We start from the raw sequence: 24,484 nt of genomic DNA, 5'->3' as shown, positions 1-24,484 counted from the left end.
CGGCGCCGGGTCCTCCTGCTCAGCAGGGCTGCAGCAGCCAGCAGAGCCGGTAGTTCGCCTGGTAGGTCGCCCCCGCCTGCGGCGCGACCACGTTCTGCGTCCGGGCCCCGCCGTGCGCCCAGCTGGTGAAGGCGTACTTCATGTTCAGCGGGGGCAGGTTCTGCGGGCTGTCCGCGCTGATCGAGTTGACCGATCCGGCGATCACCGTCCGGGAGAACGGTGTCCGCTGCTGGGTCCCGCCGACGGTGAGCATCGCCTGGCTCGGGCTCGAGGTGAAGTTCAGCGTCACCGTCTTCGGCTGGAGATCGATCGTCTTCGACCCGGTGCGGCCGGTCGAGTCCGTCGCGGTCAGGGTCAGCTGCAGGTACGACGGGTATTCGTGGTCCGGCGCCACGAACGACCCCGCAGCGACGCCCGGGAAGTCCTGGACGTTGTGGGTGTGGCAGGTGCCGTTGGCCGCGCAGTGCCGGATGGCCAGCCGCCAGGACAGCGCCGACGGCGGCAGCTCGCCGTCCTGCGCGTCGACGGCGCGGCCGGAGAACGGCACCGTCTGGCCGACCGACCAGTTCAGCGTGGGGGCCGGGGTGTCGATGACCGGCACCGGGTCGAGCCCGGCCGGCGTCCCGACGGTCACCCGGACCGTCGTGGTCGCGGAGGCCCCGTGGGAGTCGGTCACCCGCAGTCCGGCGTCGACCGCCGCCGCGGTGGTGTAGGTCCAGGTCGGGCGCGGGGCCGTGGAGTCGTCGTAGGCGCCGTCCGCGTCGAGGTCCCACGCGTACGACAGCGTGTCGCCGGCGTCCGGATCGGTGGAGCCGGTGCCGTCGAACTGGACGTCCAGCGGCGCCGCCCCGCTGGACGGCGTCGCGGTGGCCGCGGCGACCGGCGGCCGGTTGGTGCCGCCCGCGTAGCTCACCCGGCGCAGTTCGCCGGAGCCGAGCGCGACGTAGAACAGGTCGCCGCCGGGGCCGTTGAGCACCTGCACCGGCGTGCTGACGCCGGTCACGAAGGGCACGAGCTTGGTCGGGCTGGGCTGGCCGGAGACGGTCTGCATCGCCCAGATGCAGCCGCGCGAGGAATCGGCGAAGAACAGCGCGCCGGCGTATTCGGCCGGGTAGTTGCTGCCGGATTCGAAGGCGATCCCGCTGATCGAGGAGCCGCCGGTGGGACACGGGTCGGTCGCGACGACCTTGGCGTTGTGGTTGTAGGCGTAGTACGGCACGGTCTGGCCGCCTGCCGAGTACAGCGATTCGCAGCGGTCGAGGTTCGCACCGTCGTAGCCGGCCTGCCGGGCGGTGCCTTCGAAGCAGGGCCAGCCGAAGTTCTCCGCCACGGCGTCGCCGGCGTTCCCGACGCGGTTGATCTCTTCCCAGGTGTTCCAGCCGACGTCACCGGCCCACAGCTCGCTCGTGCCCGGCCGGAACCCGAACCGAAACTGGTTGCGGGAGCCGTAGGCGATGACGCGCCGGGCGTTGGCGTCGGTGCTGCTCGCGAAGGGGTTTCCGGGCAGGCCGTCGCCGGTGTCGGGATCGATCCGCAGCAGCGTCCCGTTGAGCAGCACCGGCTGCCCGGCCGCGCGCCGCGGGGACTGCGAGCGCAGCGCCCCGCCTTCGGCCGACGGCGGGCTGAGGTTCGTCCCGGCGGGCGAGGGCGGGTCGGCGCAGGGGTTGCCGACCTGGCCGTAGTCGGCGAAGTTGAAGCTGGCGCCATCGCCGCCACCCGCGTAGAGGGCGCCGTCCGGGCCGAAGGCCAGTGCACCGACCGAATGGCTCGGGTACTGCTGGCACCACCCAGTGACCAGCGGTTTCTCGCTCACCGCCGTCCCGCCCGACCCCATCGTGAGCCGGGAGACGCGGCCGGTCACGACACAGCCGGCGTCGGTCGCGCCCGGCGGTGTCGGGCAGGTGTCGCCCCAGCGCGGGGCGGTGCCGCCGGGTTCGGCGTCGAGGGTGTAGGAGACGTAGACGTAGGGCCGGGTGGGGAAGGCGGGGTCGACGGCGAGGCCGAGCAGGCCACGGTCCCAGAAGTCCTGGGTCGGCGTGCGCAGGTCGGCGAACACGGTCGCGGTCGGATCCGCCAGATTGTCGAACACCTTGACCAGGCCGCTCTTCTCCGCGACGAACACCCGCCCGTCCGGAGCGAACGCGGCGGCGGTCGGCGAGCTGAGGCCACCGATGGCCACGGTATCGGTGAACCCGGCGGGCACGGCACCAACGGCGGCCGGCGCGGCGGCGACGGCCACGGCGAGGGGCACGATCACCCCTGCCGCCAGCGCACTTCTTGATCTTCGCAGGAACGAAAAACGACGTGAACCCATCACGAACTCCTCGTGCGGCGGGGACCGGACTGGCGCGAACGCCGTCCGTTATGGCGCGCAGCGTCCGAAAGTTGTTACGCCGAAGCGAGAAAGATGCACGAACAGCTCAATCCCGTTAGAGGTCAACGAGTTACCCGTGGCCCGCGCAGCGATCTTGAACCGGCTGCCGGCAGCGAAGGGCGACCACAGGCCACTCGCAAACCGGCGGCCGGGAGCGCAACCGGACCAACGACGTCACCAGACCTCCCCCGCCCCTCATCCCTGCCTTCTCTTCAGTCGACGGGCGGGTTTGTCAAGGCACGCTTTCCCGCCTTGACGAACCCGTCCGGCGGCTGAAACTCCTACCGGAGGGGTGGGGGAGGTCGGACCCGCTCTGCCGCGGCAGAAAAGAAAAAGACTGTCCTCGCCGGACGGGCAGGCTCCGGGATGACCCTCCTCCCCGCTGTCCCCTCACCTTCCCGAGATGGGCCGCAGGGTGGTCATCCCGTCGCCTGAACGAGGCCTATCACTTTGAGCCGGGCCCGCAAGCTTGCGCTGTCCCCTCGCGTTGACCTGTTGGTTGCGGGCCCGGCTCAAAGTGATTTGACGGCCTCAGGCGACGGGATGACCACCCAGCTCCTTGACGAGGGGACCTACCGGATTCCAGTGGTAACCCACACCTGGTATCACTGATGCTAACCTCGGTAGTATCAGTGTAAACATGCAGAGAGGGTTACGTCATGATCGTCATCACCGGCGGAAGCGGGCAGCTCGGCTCGCGGATCGTCGATCGGCTGCTCGAGCGGGTTCCGGCGGCCGAGGTCGGGGTCAGCGTGCGGGAGCCCGGCCGCGCCGCCGGGCTTGCCGCCAGAGGCGTCCGGGTCCGGCGTGGGGACTTCGCTGATCCGGGTTCGCTCGCCGAGGCGTTCGAGGGGGCGGTGCAGGTGCTCGTCGTTTCGACGGATGAGACCGGTGAGGCCGCCGTTGCCCACCACGTCTCGGCGATCGAGGCCGCGCGGGAAGCGGGGGTGAAGCGCGTTCTCTACACCAGTCACCAGGGTGCGGCCGCCGATTCGCTGTTCGCGCCCATGGTCGACCACGCCGCGACCGAGCGCCGGCTGGAAGGGGCGCCGTTCACCGCTCTGCGCAACGGGTTCTACGCGAGCACCGTTCCACTACTGCTGGGTGGGGCGCTCGAGACCGGCGAGCTGGCCGCCCCGGCCGACGGGCCGGTGTCCTGGACCGCGCACGCCGATCTCGCCGAAGCCGCGGCCGTCATCCTCGCGGAGGAGGGCCGGTTCGACGGACCCACGCCGCCGCTGACCGCGCCGGTGGCGCTGGACCTCGAGGACGTCGCCGCCCTGCTGACCGAGGTGGCCGGGCGGCCCGTCCGGCGGGTGGTGGTTGCCGACGACGAGTGGGTGGCCGGGCTGGCCGGGCACGGGGTGCCGGCGGCGCGGGCGGAGTTGCTGCTGGGGATGTTCCGCGCGGCCCGGCGCGGCGAGTTCGCCACGACGGGGTCCGCTCTCGAAACCCTGCTCGGGCGCCCGGCGACGCCGCTGCGGGCGGTGCTGGCCGAGGCGCTCCGGCGCTGAGCCCGGCGCGAGCAGGATCCACAAAGGACGGCCGAGGATACAAGGGGCGTACAAGGCCGGTGTACGGATTTTGGATTGCCCACTGGCGTACTCCTCCCCATGCGAACTCCGAAAGTGATCCTGCTCGCGCTGGCCGTGGCGGCCGGCGCACTGGCGCTGCCCGGCACGGCCAGTGCCGCCTACAGCGACCCGCTGACCACGACGACCAAGCAGAACCTGGTGTGGCACGCCACGCCGGCCGCCGCGCTCACCGCGCTGGACGGCGCGCTGCCGAACGTCAGCCTCAACACCGTCGTCAACGACACCAGCTACGACATGACCGGCTGTACCGCCGCGGAGAAGGCCTCGCTGCCCAAGGCGCCGGTGGCCACCAAGGCGATGTGCTGGGACGCCGACCGCGCCGGGACGACGACGTGGAGCCCACAGGGCATCACGACCTCCGGCGACGCCGACAACGACGGCAAGTGGGGCGACGACAAGATCATCCTGTCCGGCTGGCACGGCACCGACGCGCTCGGCCGCTACAACGACGCGCGGATCCAGGCGATCAACTACAACGACCCGGCCAAGCCGTCGTAGCGGATGATGTACCTGGCCGTGCCGAACAGCACCGGCACCAGCTTCTCCGCGGCGCAGGCCCACATGGGCGGGATGGCCTGGTACGGCGACAAGATCTACGTGACGGCCGAAGGCAGCACCTCGACCGCCATCCGCGTGTTCAGCACCAAGCACATCCTGCAGATGACCGACACGACGTCGAACTCGATCGGCAAGACCTCGGGCGGGTACGCCGCCTACACCTACAAGTACGCGATGATGCAGATCGGCTACTACAGCTACGCGGGCGGCACCTGCGACATGGGTTCCGACACGGCGGTGCCGTGCTTCTCCTCGATGTCGCTGGACCGCAGCACCACCCCGGCCAGCGTCGTGACGACCGAGTACTTCTCCGACCAGAGCCTCCACGGCCGCCTCTACCGCTACCCGATGGGCACGGACTACCTGCTGGCGGCGTCGTCGGGCACGGTGGCCGCGACCGAGGCGGTGCGCAGCTCGGTGGGCAACATGCAGGGCGTGCTGTCCAACAACGGCAAGTGGTACGTGGCCCACAGCTCGGCGACGATCAACGGCCAGCTCTGGTCCCAGACGACAGCGAAGAGCAGTTCGGCGACCTGCGCGTCCGGGACGACGGCCTGCTGGGCGGTCCACCCGGAGGCGCTGACCTACGACTGGTCGACCGGCCTCGTGTGGTCGCAGTCCGAGTGGTCGACGGCCGACTGCACGGCGAAGAACCAGACCTGCGGCCGTGCGGTGTTCGCGGTGCCGCTGTCCTCGCTGCCTGCGTGACCTTCGCCGACCGGCCGCCCCGGGGGTGTTCCGGGGCGGCCTTCAGGCGCCCGGGTGGCCGCAGGCGTAGACGTTCGCCGAAGCCAGCGTCACGCACGCGGGACAGGTGTTGACCGGCCGGTCACGGCGGCCGAAGTAGGGGTGGCTGGCGCCGCACAGGGCCTTGATGACGTCCCCGGGCCGTGGATCGGGGTGGCACCGGGGGCAGTAGGCGTGGGCGGCGCGTTCGACGTCGGCGCTCATGCCACCCGGTTACCCACCCGCCGCCACGCCCACACGGACCGGCCGCCGGCGAAGCACCAGATCGCGATGACCGGGTCGCAGATCGCGCAGCCGAACGACGAATCGTGGGCGAACGGCAGGATCGGCTGCCCCTTGAGGTGGTGGACGACGTCCCAGCCGGTGTGCAGCAGCCAGCCGAGGCCGATGAACGTCCACGAGTCGAGCCCGCGGAAGGCGACGTAGGTCAGCACCGCGCAGAACGCCACCTCCCACGGCCCGAGCGCGCCGCCGGAGAGGTAGGCCGCGCCGGCGCCGCCCACCATCACGGCGTTGAACTGCTGCCGGTGCGGCTCCGGGATCAGCGAATTGAGCATGACGTAGGCGAGGCCGATGAGGATCGGCGCCAGGATCTCGATCACGAGGTCCGACGCTAGGAAGCTTGCGGCTGGGCGGCCAGTGGCTCGATGGTCAGGGAACGCCGGGATGTCGCCAGCACATTCGGTCGAGCGCTGGCCCCGTCACTCCCGCTTCCTGACCTCCATCCGCCCCGGACGGTCGGCTGACGTGCCTGGCCGGTCGGCTTGCGTACCCGGATGGTCGGCTTGCGTACCCGGACAGTCGGTTCGTTCGCGCGGATGGATCGGGCCGCCGGAGTTCGTCGCCCGGTACGAACGGTGGCGGCGGAAATCCTCCTAACGTCACCTCGATCGGGCGGTGACGAGGAGGCGGCGGGTGCGGACACTCTTGCGGGGCGGCCGGGTCGTCGATCCGGGGACCGGGTTCGACGGCGTCGCCGACGTCCTCCTCTCCGGCGGCACCATCGAAGCGGTCGGCGCCGGCCTGACGGCGGAAGCCACCGAAGTCGACGTCAGCGGGCTCGTCGTCGGGCCCGGGTTCGTCGACCTGCACAGTCACGTGCACTCCGTCGCCGGGCAGCGGCTGCAGGCGATGGACGGCGTCACCACCGCGCTCGACCTCGAAGCCGGCCTGATGCCCGTCGAGCGGGCCTACGCCGAAGCCGCCGCGGCCGGGCGGCCGCTGCACTACGGCTTCTCCGCCTCCTGGGGCGCAGCGCGGGCGCAGGTGCTGGCCGGGATCGAGCCCGACGCGAACATCGACAGCGGCCTGGCCGTGCTGGGCAACCCCGCCTGGCAACGGTCCTCCACCCCCACCGAGCTGGCCGCCTGGCTGTCGCTTCTGGACACGGAGCTGACCGCAGGTGCCCTCGGCATCGGCGTCCTCATGGGGTACGCGCCGCAGTCCGCGCCCGCGGAGTTCCTGGCCGTCGCCCACCTCGCCGCGAAGGCCGGGGTGCCGACCTACACCCACGTGCGCGAGCTGGTCGAGGTCGATCCCGCGATCCCGGTCGACGGCTCGGAAGAGATCGTCGCCGCCGCCGGGGAGACGGGCGCCGCGATGCACCACTGCCACGTCAACAGCACCTCCGGGCACCACATCGACCGCGTGCTCGCCACCCTCGACGACGCTCGCCGCGCGGGCTCCCGCGTCACCGTCGAGGCCTACCCGTACGGCGCGGGCAGCACCGCGGTCGGCGCCGCGTTCATCGAGCCGGAACGCTTGCGGCTCAAGGGACTCCGGCCGTCCAGTGTGGTCATCCTCGAGACCGGGGAGCGCGTGCGCGACGAAGGCCGCCTGCGTCAGCTGCGCCGCGACGACCCGGGTGCGCCGTGCCTGCTGGAGTTCCTCGACGAAGGCAACCCCCGCGAGCGCGCGCTCCTGCACCGGGCCCTCGCCTTCCCCGACGCCGTCGTCGCCAGTGACGCGATGCCCGTGTCCTGGCCGGACGGCCGCAGCGAAAGCACGGAGTGGCCGCTGCCACCCGGCGGCCGGACGCACCCGCGCACCGCGGGCACCTTCGCCAAGACCCTCCGCCTGATGGTCCGCGAAACGCACGCCTGGAGCTGGCTCGAGGCGTTCCGCCGCTGCTCGTACCTGCCGTCACGGCTCCTCGACGACGTCGCGCCCGCCGCCCGCGGTAAGGGCCACCTCGGTGCCGGAGCGGACGCCGACATCGTCGTCCTCGACCCGGACCGCGTCACCGACACCGCCACCTACGCCGATCCCACCCGGCCCTCCCAGGGCGTCCGGCACCTCTACGTTTCCGGGACTCCCGTGGTCAGCGACGGAACTCTGAACACCGAAGCGCTGCCCGGCAAGCCGCTGCGGGGTGAGCCGCGGTGATCGACGACATCGAGAGGCTCGTCCGGTGCGAGTCGCCTTCGGCCGACCACGAAGCCGTCGCGCGCAGCGCCGAGGTCGTCGCCGGGATCGGCGGCCGCCTGCTCGGCGCCGAGCCCGAACGGATCGTCACCGACGGCTGCACGCACCTGCGCTGGCGGTTCGGCGACGGTGAGCCGCGGGTCCTGCTGCTCGGCCACCACGACACCGTGTGGCCGCTGGGTTCCCTGCGCACGCACCCCTGCGAAGTCCGCGACGGGATCCTGCGCGGACCCGGCTGCTTCGACATGAAGGCCGGGGTCGTGATGGCTCTGCACGCCGCCGCGGCGCTGCCCGACCGCGACGGTCTTTCGATCCTCATCACCGGTGACGAGGAAATCGGCTCGCCGCTGTCTTGCCCCTTGATCGAAGCGGAAGCCAAGAGCTGCGACGCGGTGTTCGTGCTCGAAGCCTCGGCCGACGGCGGCGCGCTGAAGACGCGCCGCAAAGGCGTTTCCCTGTACCGCGTCGAGGTCGAAGGCCGCGCCGCGCACGCCGGCCTCGAGCCGGAAAAGGGCGTCAACGCGGGGATCGAGGTCGCCCACCAGATCCTCGCGATCGCCGCGCTCGCCGACGCGGACCGGGGCACCACCGTCGTGCCGACCGCGCTGACGGCCGGGACCACGACGAACACCGTGCCCGCCAAGGCGAGTGTCGCCGTCGACGTGCGGGTGTGGGACGCGGCCGAACAAGAACGCGTCGACCGTGCCATCCGAAGCCTCGCACCGGTGCACGAAGAGGCCCGGATCCGCATCGTCGGCGGCATCAACCGCCCCCCGCTGGACGCGGGAGCGTCTTCGGAGCTGTTCGTGCTCGCGAACGAACTCGCGGCCGGGACGCTCACCGAGGCCGCGGTCGGCGGCGCCTCGGACGGCAACTTCACGGCGGGGCTGGGCATTCCGACGCTCGACGGCCTCGGCGCGGTCGGCGGGGGAGCGCACGCCGACGACGAACACGTCGTCGTCGCGGAGCTGCCCCGGCGGACCGCGCTGCTCGCCGCGCTCACCGAAACCGTGCTGGCGCGGCGGACTTCGTCCGGTCCGACGAACACCCCCCGAGAATCCCGTGCGGGACAACGGTGACCGGCGGCGAGCGTCCGAAAAGGATGGTGGACGTGACAGAAGTCGTGACGAACACCGCCCCGCCGCTGCGGGACGAAGCCACCGCCGCCGCGGCCCGCGCCGCCCTCGCTTCGGGCGTCCGGATCCGGACCCTGGCCGAGGTCGCCGACCTGGCCGCGGTGTCCCGGCTCTTCGAGTCGATCTGGCGCCCCGCCCCGGGAAATCCCCTGGTCACCGCCGAACTGCTGCGGGCCATGGTGTCGGCGGGCAACTACGTCGCCGGCGCGTTCGACGGCCCCGAGCTGCTCGGCGCCTGCTTCGGGTTCTTCGGCGAACCCGCGAAGGGAGGACTGCACAGCCACATCGCCGGCGTCGCGACGGCCGGGCACGGCCGCGGCATCGGCTTCGCGCTCAAACTGCACCAGCGGGCGTGGGCGCTGCGCCAGGGCGTCGGGGTGATCTCCTGGACGTTCGACCCGCTGGTGCGCCGCAACGCCCACTTCAACCTGACCAAGCTCGCCGCCCGTCCGGCGCACTACCTGCCGGACTTCTACGGCCCGATGCACGACGGCATCAACGGCGCCGGTGACACCGACCGCCTGATGGTCGCCTGGGACCTGGCGAGCCCGCCCGTGCGGACGGCCGCCGCCGGACGGCCGGACCGGGTCGACGCGGAGGCGCTGCGGGCCGGGGGAGCGGCGGTCGCGCTGTCGGCAGGCCCGGACACCGGTCCGGTCACCGGCTCCGCGGACGCGCCGGTGGTGCTGGTCGCCGTCCCGCCGGACATCGAGGCGCTCCGGCGCACCGACCCGGACCAGGGCGGGGCGTGGCGGGTCGCGCTGCGGGAGGTGCTCGGCGGCCTGCTCGCCGAAGGCGCCTCGGTCACCGGATTCGATCGGGCCGGCTGGTACGTGCTCACCAAGGAGTCGCGATGAAACTCACCGGTGTCGAAGTCCTGCGCGTGCGGATGCCCTTGGTGGCCCCGTTCCGGACGTCGTTCGGGACGCAGGCCGATCGCGAGCTGCTGGTCCTGCGGGCGGTGACGACCGAAGGCGAAGGCTGGGGCGAGTGCGGGGCGATGGCCGGCCCGCTCTACTCCTCGGAGTACACCGACGGCGTCGAGCACGTGCTGCGGACCTTCCTCGTGCCCGCGCTGCTGGCCGCCGGGGACCTCACGGCAAACAAGGTCGCGCCGCTGCTGGCGAAGTTCAAGGGCCACCGGATGGCCAAGGCCGCGCTGGAGATGGCCGTGCTCGACGCCGAGCTGCGCGCGCACGGCCTTTCCTTCGGCACCGCCCTGGGGTCCACAAAGGACTCCGTGCCGTGCGGGGTCTCCGTCGGGATCATGGATTCGATCCCGCAGCTGCTGACCGTGGTCGGCGGCTACCTCGCCGCCGGGTACCTGCGCATCAAGCTGAAGATCGAGCCCGGCTGGGACGTCGAGCCGGTGCGGGCGGTCCGCGAGCGCTTCGGGGACGACGTCCTGCTGCAGGTCGACGCGAACACCGCGTACACGCTTTCGGACGTCCCGCAGCTGCAACGGCTCGACCCGTTCGGGCTGCTGCTGATCGAGCAGCCGCTGGAAGAGGAGGACGTGCTCGGCCACGCCGAGCTCGCCAAGCACCTCCGGACGCCGATCTGCCTCGACGAAACCGTCGTGTCGGCGCGGTCGGCCGCCGACGCGATCCGGCTCGGCGCCTGCCGGATCGTCAACATCAAGCCCAGCCGGGTCGGCGGCTACCTGGAGGCGCGGCGGGTGCACGACGTCTGTGCCGCGCACGGCATTCCCGTCTGGTGCGGCGGAATGCTCGAAACCGGGCTGGGCCGGGCCGCGAACGTCGCGCTCGCGTCACTGCCCGGGTTCACCCTGCCCGGCGACACCTCGGCGTCGGACCGGTTCTACCGCACCGACATCACCGAGCCGTTCGTGCTCGAAGCCGGCCGGCTGCCCGTGCCGTCCGGGCCCGGGCTCGGCGTCACCCCGATCCCCGAGCGGCTGGCCGAGGTGACCACCGCGAAGTCCTGGCTCGCCTAGCGAAACGAGAGGTCCCCATGTCGAAACTCCCCGAACTCTCCGCCTGGCTGCAGACCCGGCTCCCCGCCCTGCTCGCCGAGCACCACGTGCCCGGCGCGGCCGTCGCCGTGTACGCCGGCGGAGAAATCGCCGACCACGCCGCCGGGGTGCTCAACACCGGCACCGGCGTCGAAGCCGACGCCGACTCGCTGTTCCAGATCGGCTCGATCACCAAGGTCTGGACGACGACGCTGGCCATGCAGCTCGTCGACGACGGCGTGCTCGACCTCGACCAGCCGGTGCGGACGTACCTGCCGGAGTTCGTGCTCGGCGACGATGACGCGGCCGCCCGGATCACCGTCCGGCAGCTGATGTGCCACACCGCCGGCTTCGAAGGCGACATCTTCACCGACACCGGCCGCGGCGCCGACTGCATCGAAAAGTACGTCGCCACGCTCGGCGACGTGCCCCAACTGTTCCCGCCCGGCGAGATGTTCTCGTACAACAACGCCGCCTTCTGCGTGCTCGGCAGGCTCGTGGAGGTGCTGCGCGGCAAGACCTACGACGAATGCCTGCAGGACCACCTGTTCACGCCACTCGGCCTGACGCACGCGGCGCCGAGCCCGTACGAGGCGATCCGGTTCCGCGCCGCGCTCGGGCACCTGACGGCCGAGCCCGGCACCGACCCGGAACCCGCGGGCACCTGGGCGCTGGCGCCGTCCAACGCCCCGGCCGGCTCGATGCTCGCGATGCGCGCCCGTGATCTCGTCACGTTCGCCGCGATGCACCTGCGGGACGGCGAAGGCCCCGACGGCACCCGTGTCCTCAGCGCGGACAGCGCCCGGGCCATGCGGGAACGCCTGGTGGAGCTGCCCGACCTCGGCCTCTTCGGCGACGCGTGGGGGCTCGGCTGGTCGCTGTTCGACGCCTCGGGCGGGACGGTGGTCGGCCACGACGGCGGCACCATCGGCCAGTCCGCGTTCCTGCGCGTGGCCCCCGAACACGGCGTCGCGGTGGCCCTGCTGACCAACGGTGGCGACACGATCGCGGTTTACAGCGAGGTCGTCCGGCACGTTCTGCGCGAGCTGACCGGCATCGAGCTCCCCGTGCCGCCCGTGCCCGACCCGGAGGCGCCGCGGTTCGACGCCTCGCGGTACGTCGGCGAGTACTCGTCGTCGGTGGCGGACATCGTGGTCAGCCAGGACGACGACGGCCGCGTCTGGGTCGAGCGCGTCCCGAAGGGCATCTTCGCCGAGCTGGCCAAGCCGGAGAAGACCGAGCTGGTCGCGCTGAACGGGGACACGCTGATCCTGGCCGAGCCGATGCAGGGCATGTACATCCCGCACGCCTTCGTCGGCGACGACGGCACCGGCCGCGCGCTGTACCTGCACACCGGCCGCGCCGACCGGCGGGTGACCGCGTGAGCGCTGTCGAGGCGGAGATCGCCGGGGTCTTCGCCGAGGCGGGCGCGCGCGGGTTCCTGCACGCCCGGGAGATCGGCGGCGGGCCGGAGGTGGCCGTCGGCGCGGACGACCCGGTGGTGCTGGCGTCGGTGTTCAAGATCCCGGTCGCCGTCGCCTACGCCCGCGAGGTGGCGGCGGGACGGCTGGACGAGACCGCCCGGACCCGCGTCGGACGGCGCTACCGCATCGGCGGCATCGGCACCGCGGGCTGCGCCGACGACGTCGAAATGAGCTGGCGCGACCTCGCGCTGTTCATGCTGACGATGAGCGACAACGCCGCCACCGACGTCGTCTACCACCGGATCGGGCAGCAGGCCGTCGACCGCCTCCTGGCCGACCTCGGCCTGCGCCGCACCCGGCTGATCGGCTGCTGCGAGGACCTGTTCGCCTCCGTGCTCGCCGACGTCGGGGCAGCCGAAGACGCCGACATCGACGCCGTGTTCGCCGGCACGACCCCCGAGCAGACGGGGAAGCTCGCGGTGCTGGACCCCGAGCGCACGACGTCGTCGACCCCCCGCGAGATCACCGAGCTGCTCGACGCGGTGTGGACCGACCGCGCCGGCGACCCGGCGGCGTGCGAGCGCGTCCGGTCGATGATGGCCCGGCAGATCTGGCCGCACCGCCTGTCGTCCGGGTTCCCTTCGGACGTCGGTGTCGCGGCCAAGACCGGCACTTTGCCGTCGGTCCGCAACGAAGCCGGTGTCGTGTCCGGCCCGGACGGCCGTCGCTTCGCCGTCGCGGTCTTCACCCGCGCGAACTCCCTGGCCGAACGGCAACCCGCCATCGACGCGGCGATCGGCAAGGCCGGCCGCCTCGCCGTGGACCACCTGCGGAAGGAAAACCCATGACCCAGACACGGACCGCGGTGGTCGTGGCCGGCGCACTCGCCCTCGTGGCCACCGCCTGCGGGGGACCGGGCGGTGCCGGCGCGGCCGGTGGCAGCCTGGCCGACGGCAAGACGTTCACCCTCGGGATCGCCTCCGACCCGGGCAACCTCGACCCGCACATGTCGGTGCTTTCGGTGACCGCCCAGGTCGACCGGTTCCTCTACGACTCCCTGCTCGAACTCGGCCCCGACGGCAAGCCGCTGCCCGCGCTCGCGGAGAAGTGGGACGCCACGAACACGTCAGCGTCGTTCACCCTGCGGCCCGGCATCACCTGCGCGGACGGCAGCCCGCTGACCGCCGCCGACGTCGCCGGGAACATCGGGTTCGTCGGCGACCCCGCCAACAAGTCGCCCTTCGCCGGCCTCACCATCGCGCCCGGCACCAAGGCCACCGCCGACGAAGCCACCCGCACGATCACCGTCACCAGCGGCGCGCCCGACGCGTTCCTGCTCCGCAACGTCGGCAGCCTGCCGATCGTGTGCGGCAAGGGCCTGGCCGACCGGAAGCTGCTGGCCACGGGCGGTAGCGGCACCGGCATGTTCGCCGTCGCCGAGGTCGTGCCGAACGACCACTACACGTTCACCCGCCGCAATGACTACACGTGGGGACCGGGGGACTGGAAAGCGCAGCAGCCGGGCCTGCCGGACAAGGTCGTCGCCCGGGTCATCCCGAACACCTCGACGGTGACGAACCTGCTGCTGTCCGGCGAGGTGAACGCGAGCCAGATCAACGGGCCGGACCGCCAGCGCCTCGAAGCGCGCAAGCTCTTCCACGCCGACTTCCTCGCCCCGCTCGGAGAGATCTTCTACAACCAGGCCCCCGGACGCCCCGGCCAGGACGAGGCCGTGCGCCGCGCGCTGACCCAGGCCCTCGACCTGGCCCAGCTCGGCAAGGTGCTGACCAACGGCACCGGTAAGCCGTCGCAGAGCCTGGTCACCGCCGAGCCGAGAGCGTGCTCGGGCGACACCGTCACCGGCCACCTGCCCGCGCACGACGCGGCGGCCGCCGCGTCCGCTTTGGACGGTGCGGGCTGGAAGGCGGGCGCGGACGGCGTGCGCGTCAAGGACGGCAAGCGCCTGGCGCTCACCGTCCTCTACGGCACCCAGCTCGGCCCGACGATGGCACCGACCGCCGAACTGGCCCAGCAGACGTGGAAGTCGCTCGGCGCCGAGGTCACGCTCAAGGCCGTCGACAGCCCCGGGCTGTCCCAGGTGCTGTTCGGCACCGGCGAGTGGGAGGTCTCGCTCGGGCCGCTCGGGCTCACCCTGCCCAGCCAGCTGGTGCCGTTCGCGTCCGGCCCGGCGGCGCCGGAGGGGACCAACTTCGGCCACATCGCCAACCCCGAGTACGAGCAGAACGTGAAGCAGGCGGCCGCGATGGCCGGTGCGGCCAGCTGCCCCGCCTGGCAGGCCGCGGAGACCGCGTTGGTCAAGCACGTCGACGTGGTGCCCTACATCGACTCCGTCGTGCCGTACTACGCGAGCGGTTCGCGGTTCGAGGTCAGCCAGGGCAGCGTCACGCCGTCGTCGATCCGGATGTACGCACGATGACCACGGTGGCGGCGGCACCCGCGCGGCTGCGCGGCGGCGGCTGGCCGGCGTTCGCCGCACGGCGGCTGACCCGGTTCGCCGTCTCGCTGTGGGCGCTGGTCACGGCGGCGTTCCTGATGATCCACCTGGTCCCGGGCGACCCCGTGCGGGCCGCGCTCGGGATGACCGCCCCGGCCGAACTGGTCCGGGCCAAGCGGCTCGAGCTCGGCCTCGACGACCCGCTGTGGGTTCAGTACGGGCACTACCTGCGCGGCCTGGTCACCGGCGACTTCGGGACGTCGATGGCGAGCGGCCAGCCGGTCACGCAAGTGATCGGCGACCGGCTGCCGGCCACCCTGCAGCTGGCGATCCTGGCCTTCGCGGTCGTGGTCGCCGTCGCCATCCCGGTCGGTGTGGTCTTCGCGGTGCTGACCCGCGGCGGCCGGCGCCGGGGCGGCGAGCTGGCGTTCACGTCGGTGAGCGTCTTCCTCGGGGCCATCCCGGAGTTCCTGGTGGCGGTCGCGCTGGTGGCGTTGTTCGCGGTCGGCCTCGGCTGGTTCCCGGTGGCCGGCGGCGACGACGCGAGCGCGTACGTGCTGCCGGTCGCGGCCCTCGCGGCCGGGCCGTCGGCGGTGCTCGCGCGGATGCTCCGGATCGAGCTCCTCGCGGTGCTCGGCGCCGACTTCGTCCGCACCGCGCGGGCGAAGCGGCTGCCCGCCCGGCTGGTCTACCTCCGGCACGCGCTGCCGAACGCGCTGACCGCGACGCTGACCCTGGGCGGCCTGATGCTGACCGGGCTGGTCGCGGGCACGGTGCTGGTCGAGAACGTGTTCGCGTGGCCCGGCCTCGGCTCGACGATCGTCCAGTCGATCCTGCAGAAGGACTACCCGCTGGTGCAGGGGATCGTGCTGGTCTACGGCGTCGGCGTGCTGCTGGTGAACCTGCTCGTCGACGTCGTGCTCGTGCTGCTCGACCCGCGCTCGGCCATCCGGGAGGCGTGAGATGGCCCGACGTGGTTCCCGGTGGACGGCGGCCGTGCGCACGCCGGTGGGTGCGTGTTCGGCGGTGCTGCTGGCCCTGGTCGTCGTCCTGTCGGTGCTGGCTCCGCTGCTGTGGGGCGACGGCGCGGCCGCGATCGACACCGACGCGATCGGCCAGGGACCGTCCGGGGCGCACCCGTTCGGCACCGACTCCCTCGGCCGGGACTTGCTGCTCCGGACCCTGGTGGCGACCCGGCTCTCGGTCGGCCTCGCCGTGCTGGCCACCGCGATCGGGGCCGGCACCGGCGTCGTACTCGGGACCCTGCCGTCCGTGCTGCCCCGGTGGGCGGCCCGGCTGCTCACGGCGGTCGTCGACATCGCGGTGGCGTTCCCCGGGCTGCTGCTGGCCCTGTTCCTCGCGGTGATCTTCGGCGTCGGCACGCAGGGCGCGGTGCTGGCGATCGGCTTCGCGACGGCGCCGGCGTTCGCGCGGCTCGTGCAGACGCTCTCGGCGTCGGTCAGCGGCCGCGACTACGTGGCCGCGGCCCGGATCGCCGGCGTCGGCCGGATCCGGCTGCTGGCGCGGCACGTGCTGCCGAACATCGGCGAGCCGCTCGTCGTGAACGCGACCATCGGCGCGGGCTCGGCCCTGCTCGCTTTCGCCGGCCTGTCGTTCCTCGGCATCGGCGTGCAGGCGCCGGACTACGACTGGGGACGGCTGTTGCGCGAGGGCCTGGACGGCATCTACGTCAACCCGGCCGCCGCGCTCGCCCCCGCCGTGGCCGTGGTGCTCGCCGGGCTGGCGTTCAACCTGGTCGGCGAGACGGTCGCCGCGGTGGTCGGCGTCCGGACCCGCGTGACCCGGCGCGGGGCACCCCCGCGCCCGGCCGCGCGGGCGGCGCTTCCCGAGCCGCCCGCGGACGCCGTGCTCGTGGTGGACAACCTGCGGGTGGCGTTCCCGGCACCGGACGGCTGGACGGTTCCGGTGCGGGGCGTCAGCTTCCACGTCCGTGCCGGCGAAGCGGTCGGCGTGGTCGGCGAATCCGGTTCCGGGAAGAGCCTGACCGCCCTGGCGGTGTCCCGGCTGGTCGAGGCCCCCGGCGTGGTCACCGCCGACCGGCTCGAGTTCGACGGCAAGCCGCTGGACACCGCATCGGACCGGCAGCTCGGTACGGCGCTGGCCATGGTGTTCCAGGACCCGATGACGTCGTTCAACCCGGCCCGCCGCGTGGGCGGCCAGCTGGCCGAGGTGTCCGAGCAGCACCACGGCCTGTCGCGGCGCCGTGCGTTCGCCCGCGCGGTGGACCGGCTGGCCGCGGTGCGCGTCCCGGCCGCCGAGCGGCGCGCCCGGCAGTACCCGCACGAGTTCTCCGGCGGCATGCGGCAGCGGGCGATGATCGGCATGGGCCTGATGGGCCGTCCGAAGCTGATCGTCGCCGACGAGCCGACGACCGCGCTCGACGTCACCGTGCAGCGGCAGGTGCTGCGCCTGCTCGCGCGGACGCGGGAGGCCGAAGGCGCGGCGATCCTGCTGATCAGCCACGACATCGCGGTCGTGGCCCAGACGTGCGAACGGATGCTGGTGATGTACGCCGGCCGGATCGTCGAAGACCTGCCGACCGGGAGCCCGGCGCAGCACCCGTACACGCGGGCGCTGCTGGCCACGACGGTCGACCTCGAAACCGACCGCGACCGGCCCCTCGAGGTGATCCCCGGCCGCCCGCCGGAACCCGGTCAGGTCCCCGAAGGCTGCGCGTTCGCCGACCGCTGCCCGCTCGTGTCGGACCGCTGCCGCACCGAGGACCCGGTGCTCGAAGCCACGGATCGCCCCGGCCACCGGGTCGCCTGCTGGCACCCCCAGGTCAGTGTCCTTTCCGGACAGTCGCACGAGGAGGGGGCCGCGTGAGCGCTCTGCGGTTCGAAGGCGTCAGCGTCCGCTACGGGAAGCTGACCGCGGTCGACGGCGTCAGCCTGACCGTCCCTTCCGGACAGGTCGTCGGCCTGGTCGGCGAGTCCGGCTCCGGCAAGTCGACCCTCGCCAGGGCGGCCGCCGGACTGGCGCCGGTCAGCGCCGGACGGGTGCTGCTCGACGGCGTCGACGTGCGCCGGCTGCCGCGGCGGCGCCCGCTGCAGATGGTGTTCCAGGACCCGTATTCGTCGCTGGACCCGCGGATGGCGATCGGGGAGTCGATCGCCGAGGCGATGCCCCGCCGCGCCGGGCGCCGGGCCGAGGTGGCCAGGCTGCTCGAACTGGTGAACCTCGATCCCGATCGGGCGGACCTGCTGCCCGGACAGCTCTCGGGCGGCCAGCGGCAGCGCGTCGCGCTCGCCCGGGCGCTGGCCGGGCAGCCGAAGGTGCTGGTCGCCGACGAGATCACCTCGGCCCTCGACGTCTCGGTGCAGGGCGCCGTGCTCAACCTGGTCCGGGACGTGCAGCGGCGGCTCGCGCTGTCGATGCTGTTCATCTCGCACAACCTCGCCGTCGTGCGGTACGTCAGCGACGTCGTCGCGGTGATGTACCTCGGCCGGATCGTCGAGGCCGGCCCCGCCGAGCAGGTCCTCACCGACCCGAAGCACCCCTACACGCGGGATCTGCTGGCCGCCGCGCCGTCGGCGCACGGCACCCTGCTCGACGAGACCGGCCTCGACGCGCTCGCCGACACCGAACCGGCCGACCCGCACCACCCGCCGTCCGGCTGCCGCTACCACCCGCGCTGCCCGATCGGCCCGCTCGTGCACCCCGACCGCGCCGTCTGCGTCACCGCCGACCCGGCCGGCGAGGCCGCGGACCGGCCCCACTCCGCTGCGTGCCACTTCGCCGCCAGCCATCCCACGAGGAGATCCGCATGACCCGACGTCCCGGCATCGACGACCTCCCGGCGTTCGCGTTCCCCGAGCAGCCGGCGATTTCCCCCGACGGCGGCCGGATCGCGTACGTGCTGCGCACCGCCGACCGCGACAAAGACGAGGACACCCGTTCGCTCTGGCTGGTCGGCACCGGCGGCGGCGAGGCGCGCCGGCTCACCCGCGGCCCGGCCGACGTGGCGCCGGCGTGGTCGCCGGACGGCACGCGCCTGGCGTTCCTGCGCGCCCAGGACGGCCCGGCGCAGCTGTGGCTGCTCCCGGCGGACGGCGGCGAACCCGAACGGGTCACCGGCCTGCCGCTCGGCGCGGGCAGCCCGGTCTGGCGGCCGGACGGCGCCGAGATCGCCTTCGCCGCCCCCGTCGACCTCGCCGCGGACGAGGGGGAGGACGACGCCGCCCGGGCCCGCCGCGCCGGCGCACCCGTGGTCGCCGACCGGCTCGACTTCAAGGCCGACGGCGCCGGGCTGCTGCGGAGCGTGCGCAAGCACGTCCACGTCCTCGACGTCGCCACCGGCGAGGTCCGGCAGGTGACGTCGGGGGACTGGCACGCCGGCGACCCCGCGTGGTCGCCCGACGGCTCGCTTCTCGCCTTCCCGGCGGGCCCCGACGCCGACGCCGACCTGACGTTCCGCTCCGGCGCGTACGTCGTCGAGCCCGGCGGAGAGCCCCGCCTGATCGGCTCCGGCGACGGCATGTGCGGCACGGTCACCTGGAGCGCCGACGGCACCGCGCTGCTGGCCGTCGGCCGCCGCGACACCGCACCCGGGCACCTCGGGCTCCTGCGGATCCCGCTGGACGGCGGGGAAACGACCGACCTGGCCGCGCCACTGGACCGCAACGTCATGCCGGGGGCGCCCGGCTACCCCGGCGCGCTTCCGCAGCTCGCGGGCGACTCCCTGCTGTTCTGCGTCCGCGACCGCGGCTACACCCACCTCTACGCCGTCGATCCCGAAGGGGGCGAGCCGCGGCTCGTCGTCGGCAGCACCGGGACCGCCGTGGCGGCGATGTCCGTCGCCGGGAACACCGCGGCGATCGTGCTGGCCACGCCGACGTCCTACGGCGAGATCGCGACGGTCGACCTCCCCGGGGGCGAGATCGAGGTCCGCACCGCGCACGGACCCGCCGACCTCGAGCCGTTCGTCCCCGAAGCGCGCGAGTTCACCGTTTCCGACGGCACGGTGGTGGCCGGCTGGCTGCTGCGCGATCCCGGCCGCTCCGGCCCGCTCCCGCTGCTGCTGGACATCCACGGCGGCCCGCACAACGCCTGGAACGGCACGGCCGACGCCACCCACCTCTACCACCAGGAACTCGTCGCCCGCGGCTGGGCGGTGCTGCTGCTCAACCCGCGCGGCAGCGACGGCTACGGCGAAGCGTTCTACACCGCGGCGCTCGGCGCCTGGGGGGTGGCCGACGCCCGGGACTTCCTCGAGCCGCTGGACACCCTCGTCGCCGAGGGCGTGGCCGACGCGCGGCGGCTCGCCGTGGCCGGCTACAGCTACGGCGGCTTCATGACCTGCTACCTCACCAGCCGCGACGACCGCTTCGCCGCGGCGGTCGCGGGCGGGGTCGTCAGCGACGTCGTCAGCATGGCCGGCACGTCCGACAGCGGCCACTACCTCGGTGTCGCCGAACTGGGCGCGATCCCGTCGGAGAACCGGGGGCACTACGCGGCGCTTTCCCCGCTGTCCCAGGTGGAGAAGGTGCGGACGCCGACCCTGGTGGTCCAGGGCGCCGCCGACGAGCGGTGCCCGGCCGGGCAGGCCGAGCAGTGGTTCACCGCGCTGCGCGAGCAGGGCGTCCCGACCCGCCTGGTGCTCTACCCGGGCGCGTCCCACCTGTTCATCCTCGACGGGAAACCGTCGCACCGGCAGGACTTCAACCGGCGCATCGTGGACTGGGTCGCGCAGCACGCGGGCGAGCCGGGCCAGCCCGCGCGGGTGCCGCTCGACGCCGCGCACTGGCGGCGGCGCCTGGCCGCGCTCGCGCGCAAGCACCGCGTTCCCGGGGCGTCATTGGGCATCCGGCTCGGCGACGACCAGGTGCTCGCGAGCCACGGCGTGCTGAACACCGCGACGGGGGTCGAGGTCACCGACGACTCGGTGTTCCAGATCGGCTCGATCACCAAGGTCTGGACGGCCACGGTGGCCATGCAGCTGGTCGACGAGGGCCTGCTGAAGCTGGACGCGCCGGTCGCGGACGTGCTGCCCGAGCTGCGGCTGGCCGACCCCGACGTCACCAAGCAGGTGACACTGCGCCACCTGCTCACCCACACGAGTGGCATCGACGGCGACGTCTTCACCGACACCGGCCGCGGCGACGACTGCATCGAGAAGTTCGTCGGCCTCCTCGACAGCGTCGCCCAGAATCACCCGCTCGGGGCGACGCTGTCGTACTGCAACGCCGGGTTCGTGCTGATCGGCCGGGTGATCGAGCAGCTCACCGGCCAGACGTGGGACGCGGCCCTGCGCGAGCGGCTGTTCACCCCGCTGGGCCTCACCCGCACGGGGACGTTGCCGGAGGAGGCCTTGCTGCACCGCACCGCGATGGGCCACGTCGCGGCCGGCGACGGCGAGCCGCAGCCCGCTCCGGCGTGGGGCCTGCCGCGCTCGGTGGGCCCGGCCGGGCTGATCACCGCGTCGGCGGCGGACGTCCTCGCGTTCGCGCGGATGCACCTGGCCGGCGGCGGCGAGGTGCTGTCGGAGGCCTCGGCGACGGCGATGACCGAGTGGCAGGCGGACATGCCGGACAAGCACACGCTGGGCGACTCGTGGGGCCTGGGCTGGATCCGCTTCGACTGGGACGGCCACCGCGTCATCGGCCACGACGGCAACACGATCGGGCAGTCGGCGTTCCTGCGGCTGCTGCCCGCCCACGGTCTGGCCGTCACGCTGCTCACCAACGGCGGCAACACGCGTGACCTGTACGAAGAGCTGTTCCGCGAGATCTTCGCTTCGCTGGCCGGGGTGGCCATGCCGCGCCCGGTCTCGCCCGCGGCCGAGCCGCCGTCCGTGGACCTCACGGAGTACCTCGGGGTCTACGAGCGCGCGTCGATGCGGATCGAGGTTTTCGAAGGGGACGCGGGCCTGCGGATGCGCCAGACGATCACCGGCCCGATCGCCGAGCTGGTCCCGGAACCGACGACGGAACACGACCTGATCCCGATGGGGGACTCGCAGTTCGTCTTCCGCGAGCCGGGTGCGAAGTCCTGGATCTCGGCGACGTTCTACACGTTGCCCTCGGGGGAGCGGTACCTGCACAGCGGCGTCCGCGCCACCCCGAAGGTCGAGTAGCCGCGCCGGACTCCCGCTTCCGCTCGCAGGCCTGCCCCCGGCCTTCGCCGAGCGGAAGCGGGACCTTACCTCAGTGGTGCGAAGCCGGCTGCGGAGCCGGCCCGCGCCGGATCAGCCAGCTGCCCGCGAAGGCGAGCAGCCCGATGATCCCGGCGAGGATGAACGCCGCCCGCAGGCCCGAAGCGTCCGGGCTGGCCGCCGTCGTGTCGTGGCTGGCCAGCGTGGCCACGCTGACGAACACCGCGGTGCCGAGCGCGCCCGCCACCTGCTGCAGCGTCGAGAGAATCGCGCTGCCGTGCGAGTACAGGTGTTCGGGCAGCACACCGAGCGACTCGGTGAACAGCGGCGTCATCATCAGCCCCAGCCCGGCCATCATCAGCACGTGGATCCCGATCACCGCGATCAGCGGCGAATCGGCCCCCAGTGCCGCGAACAGCCACAGCGAAGCGGCCATCGCCGCCGCACCGGGGATGACCAGCGGACGGCCGCCGACCTTGTCGAACAGCGCGCCCACCGGGCGGCCCAGCAGGCCCAGCACCAGCCCGCCGGGCAGCACGGCCAGCCCGCTGACGAACGTGCTCGTGTGCAGCACCGTCTGCAGGTACAGCGGCAGCATGATCGCCGCGGCGCCGATCAGGCACATGAACAGCAAGGCGGTCAGCACCAGCGCGACGACGAAACTGCGGTGGGTGAACGGCCGCAGGTCGAGCAGGGCACGGTCCCGGCGCTGCAGCCGCAGCTGGCGCCAGGTGAACACCACCAGCGCGGCGACCCCGACGACGATCGGCACCCACGCCGGCACCAGCGGCTCCGCCCCGGCCTGCTCCCCGCTCGAGGACAGGCCGTACAGCATCCCACCGAACCCGACCGCGGACAGCAGCACCGACGGCACGTCCAGCGGCACCCGGCGGCGTTCGCCCTCGATGCGCAGCAGCAGCCCCCCGATCACCAGCGCGGCGACCGCCAACGGCAGCACGATCCAGAACATCCACCGCCAGCCGAGCGACAGTACCGCGCCGCCGATGGTCGGCCCGACCGCCGGTGCGACGGCGATCACGATCGTGATCGTCCCCATCGTCGCGCCGCGCCGCTCCGGCGGCACCAGCCGCATCACAGTCGTCATCAGCAGCGGCAGCATCACCGCCGTGCCGCACGCCTGCACCACGCGCCCCGCCATCAGCAGCCCGAACCCGGGCGCCAGCGCGCTCAGCAGCGTGCCCAGGCTGAACGCCGACAGCGAGAACAGGAACACCTGCCGCGGCGAAAACCGCTCCAGCAGGAACCCGGTCGTGGGAATGACAACGGCCATCGTCAGCAGGAACCCGCTGGTCAGCCACTGCACGGTGGTCGTCGGCACCCGCAGGTCGACGGTCAGGTCGCGCAGCCCGACACTCAGGATCGTCTCGTTGAGGATCATCACGAACGCGGAAAGCACGAGAACCCAGATGAGGAGTCCCGAGCGCGCCGGAGCGCGGTTCACGTCGACGGGCGGGGTGGACACGGTGTCGGTCATCGGGGTGGGACTCTCCTGGTCGGCCGGGACGCCCGCGGCGAACACGGACGTCCTTCGCAGTGTGCCCGTTTCGGGCCGCTCCTGTCAGGCAGTTTTCCGTACAGCGGACCCCCTGCGAAGCCGCGCGAAGCGTCCGATATGCTTCCGCCAGTACGAAGTTCCGCAGCGCGCGATTAGCTCAGCGGGAGAGCGCTTCCCTGACACGGAAGAGGTCACTGGTTCAATCCCAGTATCGCGCACCACGAGTCCACCCCCGGATTTCGTGGAAGTTCGTACCACGGGCGATTAGCTCAGGGGGAGAGCGCTTCGTTCACACCGAAGAGGTCACTGGTTCGATCCCAGTATCGCCCACGAGATTCGCCGGATGAGCCGTGTTCGCGGAAAACGCGAACACGGCTCATCTCGTTTGTGTCCTGTGGGGGCCGAGCCCCCACGCCCCCGCCGGGGGCACGCCCCGGACCCCCCGTGTGGGTGCGTTTTGGCTGCGGGTGCGGCTTTTGGTCCACTTCGGACTTTTTTTAGAGCAGGCGGCGTTGGATTGCGTCTGCGGTGATCGTGTGGACCGTTTTCGCCAGTTCTTCGGTGTCCGGGAGGGTTTTGCGGGGGCGGCCGGCGAAGATGAGGTGGGCCGAGCCGATCAGGGACAGGGCGAGGGACTCCACGTCGGCGTCGGCGGCTATGCGGCCCTGTTCGCGCTCGGCTGACAAGTAGGCCGCCAGCATCTCGCGCGCCTCCACCAGGAGCGGCAGGCCGTTCCCGCAATGGCGCAATCGGGTGCGGAGCTCGTCGCGGAAGAAGATCAAGCTCGACAGGGCCACCGTCACCGGGTCGAACAGCTCGATGAGGGCGTCGACGAGGTTTTCCGCGACCGTCCGGGTGCCCGCCGCCGCGTGGAGGAGGGCCGCCTGGTCCGCGAGGCGCGCGATCCGGTCGCGGACCAGCTCGGCCAGGAAGTCGTCGAAATCGGCGAAGTGCCGGTGCAGGACACCCTTCGCGACGTCGGCCTCCGTGGTCACCGCCCGGCTGGTCAGCGCGTTCGGGCCATCGCGCAGGAGCACCCGCTCGGCCGCGTCGAACAGCTGCTTGCGCACGTCGCGCAGGTGAACCCCGGTCGGCATGGTGCCCATTCTCCGTTACGCCCGCCGCGAACGCCCGGGCGGTTGCCCGAGTGGGCAAGTGCCCATTAA

Annotated in this window: 19 protein-coding genes and 2 tRNA genes; 16 read left to right on the top strand and 5 right to left on the bottom strand. The window is 72.6% G+C overall.

The window, feature by feature from the left end:
- Positions 1 to 19: 19 nt before the first annotated feature.
- Positions 20 to 2,314 (bottom strand): PQQ-dependent sugar dehydrogenase, encoded by a 2,295-nt coding sequence (locus ACFPLC_RS39215; RefSeq protein ID WP_378202557.1) that lies wholly within the window; start codon positions 2,312 to 2,314, stop codon positions 20 to 22.
- 719 nt (positions 2,315 to 3,033) lie between these two features.
- On the opposite strand from ACFPLC_RS39215, the gene ACFPLC_RS39210 reads away from it, so the two are divergent.
- The 3 genes from ACFPLC_RS39210 (at position 3,034) to ACFPLC_RS39200 (ending at position 5,235) form a co-directional block, all read left to right on the top strand.
- Positions 3,034 to 3,888 (top strand): NmrA family NAD(P)-binding protein, encoded by an 855-nt coding sequence (locus tag ACFPLC_RS39210; RefSeq protein ID WP_378202559.1) that lies wholly within the window; start codon positions 3,034 to 3,036, stop codon positions 3,886 to 3,888.
- 99 nt (positions 3,889 to 3,987) lie between these two features.
- Positions 3,988 to 4,467: a hypothetical protein gene (locus ACFPLC_RS39205; RefSeq protein ID WP_378202562.1), complete on the top strand. Its 480-nt coding sequence runs from the start codon at positions 3,988 to 3,990 to the stop codon at positions 4,465 to 4,467.
- 3 nt (positions 4,468 to 4,470) lie between these two features.
- Complete coding sequence (locus ACFPLC_RS39200) at positions 4,471 to 5,235, top strand: hypothetical protein (protein ID WP_378236083.1); 765 nt, start codon at positions 4,471 to 4,473, stop codon at positions 5,233 to 5,235.
- Positions 5,236 to 5,277: 42 nt separating this feature from the next.
- Here ACFPLC_RS39200 and ACFPLC_RS39195 read toward each other — a convergent pair whose 3' ends face one another.
- Together ACFPLC_RS39195 and ACFPLC_RS39190 are read right to left on the bottom strand one after the other, a co-directional pair.
- On the bottom strand, positions 5,278 to 5,478 hold the full coding sequence (locus ACFPLC_RS39195) for a hypothetical protein (RefSeq protein WP_191315394.1): 201 nt from the start codon (positions 5,476 to 5,478) through the stop codon (positions 5,278 to 5,280).
- Positions 5,475 to 5,876, bottom strand: a complete 402-nt coding sequence (locus ACFPLC_RS39190) for a DUF6010 family protein (RefSeq protein ID WP_378202568.1) — start codon at positions 5,874 to 5,876, stop codon at positions 5,475 to 5,477. Before ACFPLC_RS39190 ends, ACFPLC_RS39195 begins: the two co-directional genes overlap by 4 nt.
- A gap of 295 nt (positions 5,877 to 6,171) precedes the next feature.
- On the opposite strand from ACFPLC_RS39190, the gene ACFPLC_RS39185 reads away from it, so the two are divergent.
- From ACFPLC_RS39185 to ACFPLC_RS39135, 11 genes are read left to right on the top strand one after another with little or no spacing between them, the layout of a single operon-like run.
- Positions 6,172 to 7,659 (top strand): amidohydrolase family protein, encoded by a 1,488-nt coding sequence (locus tag ACFPLC_RS39185; RefSeq protein WP_378202571.1) that lies wholly within the window; start codon positions 6,172 to 6,174, stop codon positions 7,657 to 7,659.
- On the top strand, positions 7,656 to 8,777 hold the full coding sequence (locus ACFPLC_RS39180; RefSeq protein WP_378202573.1) for a M20 family metallopeptidase: 1,122 nt from the start codon (positions 7,656 to 7,658) through the stop codon (positions 8,775 to 8,777). The genes ACFPLC_RS39185 and ACFPLC_RS39180 overlap by 4 nt, the downstream gene beginning before the upstream one ends.
- Positions 8,778 to 8,800: 23 nt before the next feature.
- On the top strand, positions 8,801 to 9,691 hold the full coding sequence (locus ACFPLC_RS39175; RefSeq protein WP_378236082.1) for a GNAT family N-acetyltransferase: 891 nt from the start codon (positions 8,801 to 8,803) through the stop codon (positions 9,689 to 9,691).
- A complete protein-coding gene (gene menC / locus ACFPLC_RS39170; protein ID WP_378202579.1) occupies positions 9,688 to 10,791 on the top strand; it encodes an o-succinylbenzoate synthase in 1,104 nt (367 codons plus the stop codon). Before ACFPLC_RS39175 ends, menC begins: the two co-directional genes overlap by 4 nt.
- Before the next feature lie 17 nt (positions 10,792 to 10,808).
- Positions 10,809 to 12,194, top strand: a complete 1,386-nt coding sequence (locus tag ACFPLC_RS39165) for a serine hydrolase domain-containing protein (protein ID WP_378202582.1) — start codon at positions 10,809 to 10,811, stop codon at positions 12,192 to 12,194.
- A complete protein-coding gene (locus tag ACFPLC_RS39160; protein ID WP_378202585.1) occupies positions 12,191 to 13,081 on the top strand; it encodes a serine hydrolase in 891 nt (296 codons plus the stop codon). The genes ACFPLC_RS39165 and ACFPLC_RS39160 overlap by 4 nt, the downstream gene beginning before the upstream one ends.
- Complete coding sequence (locus tag ACFPLC_RS39155; RefSeq protein ID WP_378202588.1) at positions 13,078 to 14,670, top strand: ABC transporter substrate-binding protein; 1,593 nt, start codon at positions 13,078 to 13,080, stop codon at positions 14,668 to 14,670. Before ACFPLC_RS39160 ends, ACFPLC_RS39155 begins: the two co-directional genes overlap by 4 nt.
- Positions 14,667 to 15,650: an ABC transporter permease gene (locus tag ACFPLC_RS39150; RefSeq protein ID WP_378202591.1), complete on the top strand. Its 984-nt coding sequence runs from the start codon at positions 14,667 to 14,669 to the stop codon at positions 15,648 to 15,650. Before ACFPLC_RS39155 ends, ACFPLC_RS39150 begins: the two co-directional genes overlap by 4 nt.
- Before the next feature lies 1 nt (position 15,651).
- Complete coding sequence (locus ACFPLC_RS39145; RefSeq protein ID WP_378202594.1) at positions 15,652 to 17,535, top strand: dipeptide/oligopeptide/nickel ABC transporter permease/ATP-binding protein; 1,884 nt, start codon at positions 15,652 to 15,654, stop codon at positions 17,533 to 17,535.
- Positions 17,532 to 18,479: an ABC transporter ATP-binding protein gene (locus tag ACFPLC_RS39140; RefSeq protein WP_378202597.1), complete on the top strand. Its 948-nt coding sequence runs from the start codon at positions 17,532 to 17,534 to the stop codon at positions 18,477 to 18,479. The genes ACFPLC_RS39145 and ACFPLC_RS39140 overlap by 4 nt, the downstream gene beginning before the upstream one ends.
- Complete coding sequence (locus tag ACFPLC_RS39135) at positions 18,476 to 21,784, top strand: serine hydrolase (RefSeq protein ID WP_378202600.1); 3,309 nt, start codon at positions 18,476 to 18,478, stop codon at positions 21,782 to 21,784. Before ACFPLC_RS39140 ends, ACFPLC_RS39135 begins: the two co-directional genes overlap by 4 nt.
- A gap of 70 nt (positions 21,785 to 21,854) precedes the next feature.
- Here the strand turns inward: ACFPLC_RS39135 and ACFPLC_RS39130 are convergent, their stop codons facing one another.
- On the bottom strand, positions 21,855 to 23,297 hold the full coding sequence (locus tag ACFPLC_RS39130; protein ID WP_378202757.1) for a DHA2 family efflux MFS transporter permease subunit: 1,443 nt from the start codon (positions 23,295 to 23,297) through the stop codon (positions 21,855 to 21,857).
- 167 nt (positions 23,298 to 23,464) lie between these two features.
- Between ACFPLC_RS39130 and ACFPLC_RS39125 the strand changes: the two genes are divergently transcribed.
- Both ACFPLC_RS39125 and ACFPLC_RS39120 read left to right on the top strand, forming a co-directional pair.
- A tRNA-Val gene (locus tag ACFPLC_RS39125) sits at positions 23,465 to 23,539 on the top strand.
- A gap of 37 nt (positions 23,540 to 23,576) precedes the next feature.
- Positions 23,577 to 23,648, top strand: a tRNA-Val gene (locus tag ACFPLC_RS39120).
- Positions 23,649 to 23,815: 167 nt separating this feature from the next.
- On the opposite strand, the gene ACFPLC_RS39115 is transcribed toward ACFPLC_RS39120, so the two are convergent.
- Entirely contained in the window at positions 23,816 to 24,415 is a 600-nt protein-coding gene (locus tag ACFPLC_RS39115; protein ID WP_378202602.1) for a TetR/AcrR family transcriptional regulator, read from the bottom strand.
- Positions 24,416 to 24,484: the final 69 nt, after the last annotated feature.

It is taken from the genome of Amycolatopsis plumensis, from assembly GCF_042652605.1.
Classification (GTDB): domain Bacteria; phylum Actinomycetota; class Actinomycetes; order Mycobacteriales; family Pseudonocardiaceae; genus Amycolatopsis; species Amycolatopsis plumensis.
This window is presented reverse-complemented; position numbering and strand designations above follow the sequence as displayed.

What these genes read in the sequence shown, in the direction of transcription:
- ACFPLC_RS39215 (WP_378202557.1), bottom strand. Translation starts at nt 2,314, where the DNA reads ATGGGTTCACGTCGTTTTTCGTTCCTGCGAAGATCAAGAAGTGCGCTG.
- ACFPLC_RS39210 (WP_378202559.1), top strand. Translation starts at nt 3,034, where the DNA reads ATGATCGTCATCACCGGCGGAAGCGGGCAGCTCGGCTCGCGGATCGTC.
- ACFPLC_RS39205 (WP_378202562.1), top strand. Translation starts at nt 3,988, where the DNA reads ATGCGAACTCCGAAAGTGATCCTGCTCGCGCTGGCCGTGGCGGCCGGC.
- ACFPLC_RS39200 (WP_378236083.1), top strand. Translation starts at nt 4,471, where the DNA reads ATGATGTACCTGGCCGTGCCGAACAGCACCGGCACCAGCTTCTCCGCG.
- ACFPLC_RS39195 (WP_191315394.1), bottom strand. Translation starts at nt 5,478, where the DNA reads ATGAGCGCCGACGTCGAACGCGCCGCCCACGCCTACTGCCCCCGGTGC.
- ACFPLC_RS39175 (WP_378236082.1), top strand. Translation starts at nt 8,801, where the DNA reads ATGGTGGACGTGACAGAAGTCGTGACGAACACCGCCCCGCCGCTGCGG.
- menC (WP_378202579.1), top strand. Translation starts at nt 9,688, where the DNA reads ATGAAACTCACCGGTGTCGAAGTCCTGCGCGTGCGGATGCCCTTGGTG.
- ACFPLC_RS39165 (WP_378202582.1), top strand. Translation starts at nt 10,809, where the DNA reads ATGTCGAAACTCCCCGAACTCTCCGCCTGGCTGCAGACCCGGCTCCCC.
- ACFPLC_RS39155 (WP_378202588.1), top strand. Translation starts at nt 13,078, where the DNA reads ATGACCCAGACACGGACCGCGGTGGTCGTGGCCGGCGCACTCGCCCTC.
- ACFPLC_RS39150 (WP_378202591.1), top strand. Translation starts at nt 14,667, where the DNA reads ATGACCACGGTGGCGGCGGCACCCGCGCGGCTGCGCGGCGGCGGCTGG.
- ACFPLC_RS39145 (WP_378202594.1), top strand. Translation starts at nt 15,652, where the DNA reads ATGGCCCGACGTGGTTCCCGGTGGACGGCGGCCGTGCGCACGCCGGTG.
- ACFPLC_RS39135 (WP_378202600.1), top strand. Translation starts at nt 18,476, where the DNA reads ATGACCCGACGTCCCGGCATCGACGACCTCCCGGCGTTCGCGTTCCCC.
- ACFPLC_RS39130 (WP_378202757.1), bottom strand. Translation starts at nt 23,297, where the DNA reads ATGACCGACACCGTGTCCACCCCGCCCGTCGACGTGAACCGCGCTCCG.
- ACFPLC_RS39115 (WP_378202602.1), bottom strand. Translation starts at nt 24,415, where the DNA reads ATGCCGACCGGGGTTCACCTGCGCGACGTGCGCAAGCAGCTGTTCGAC.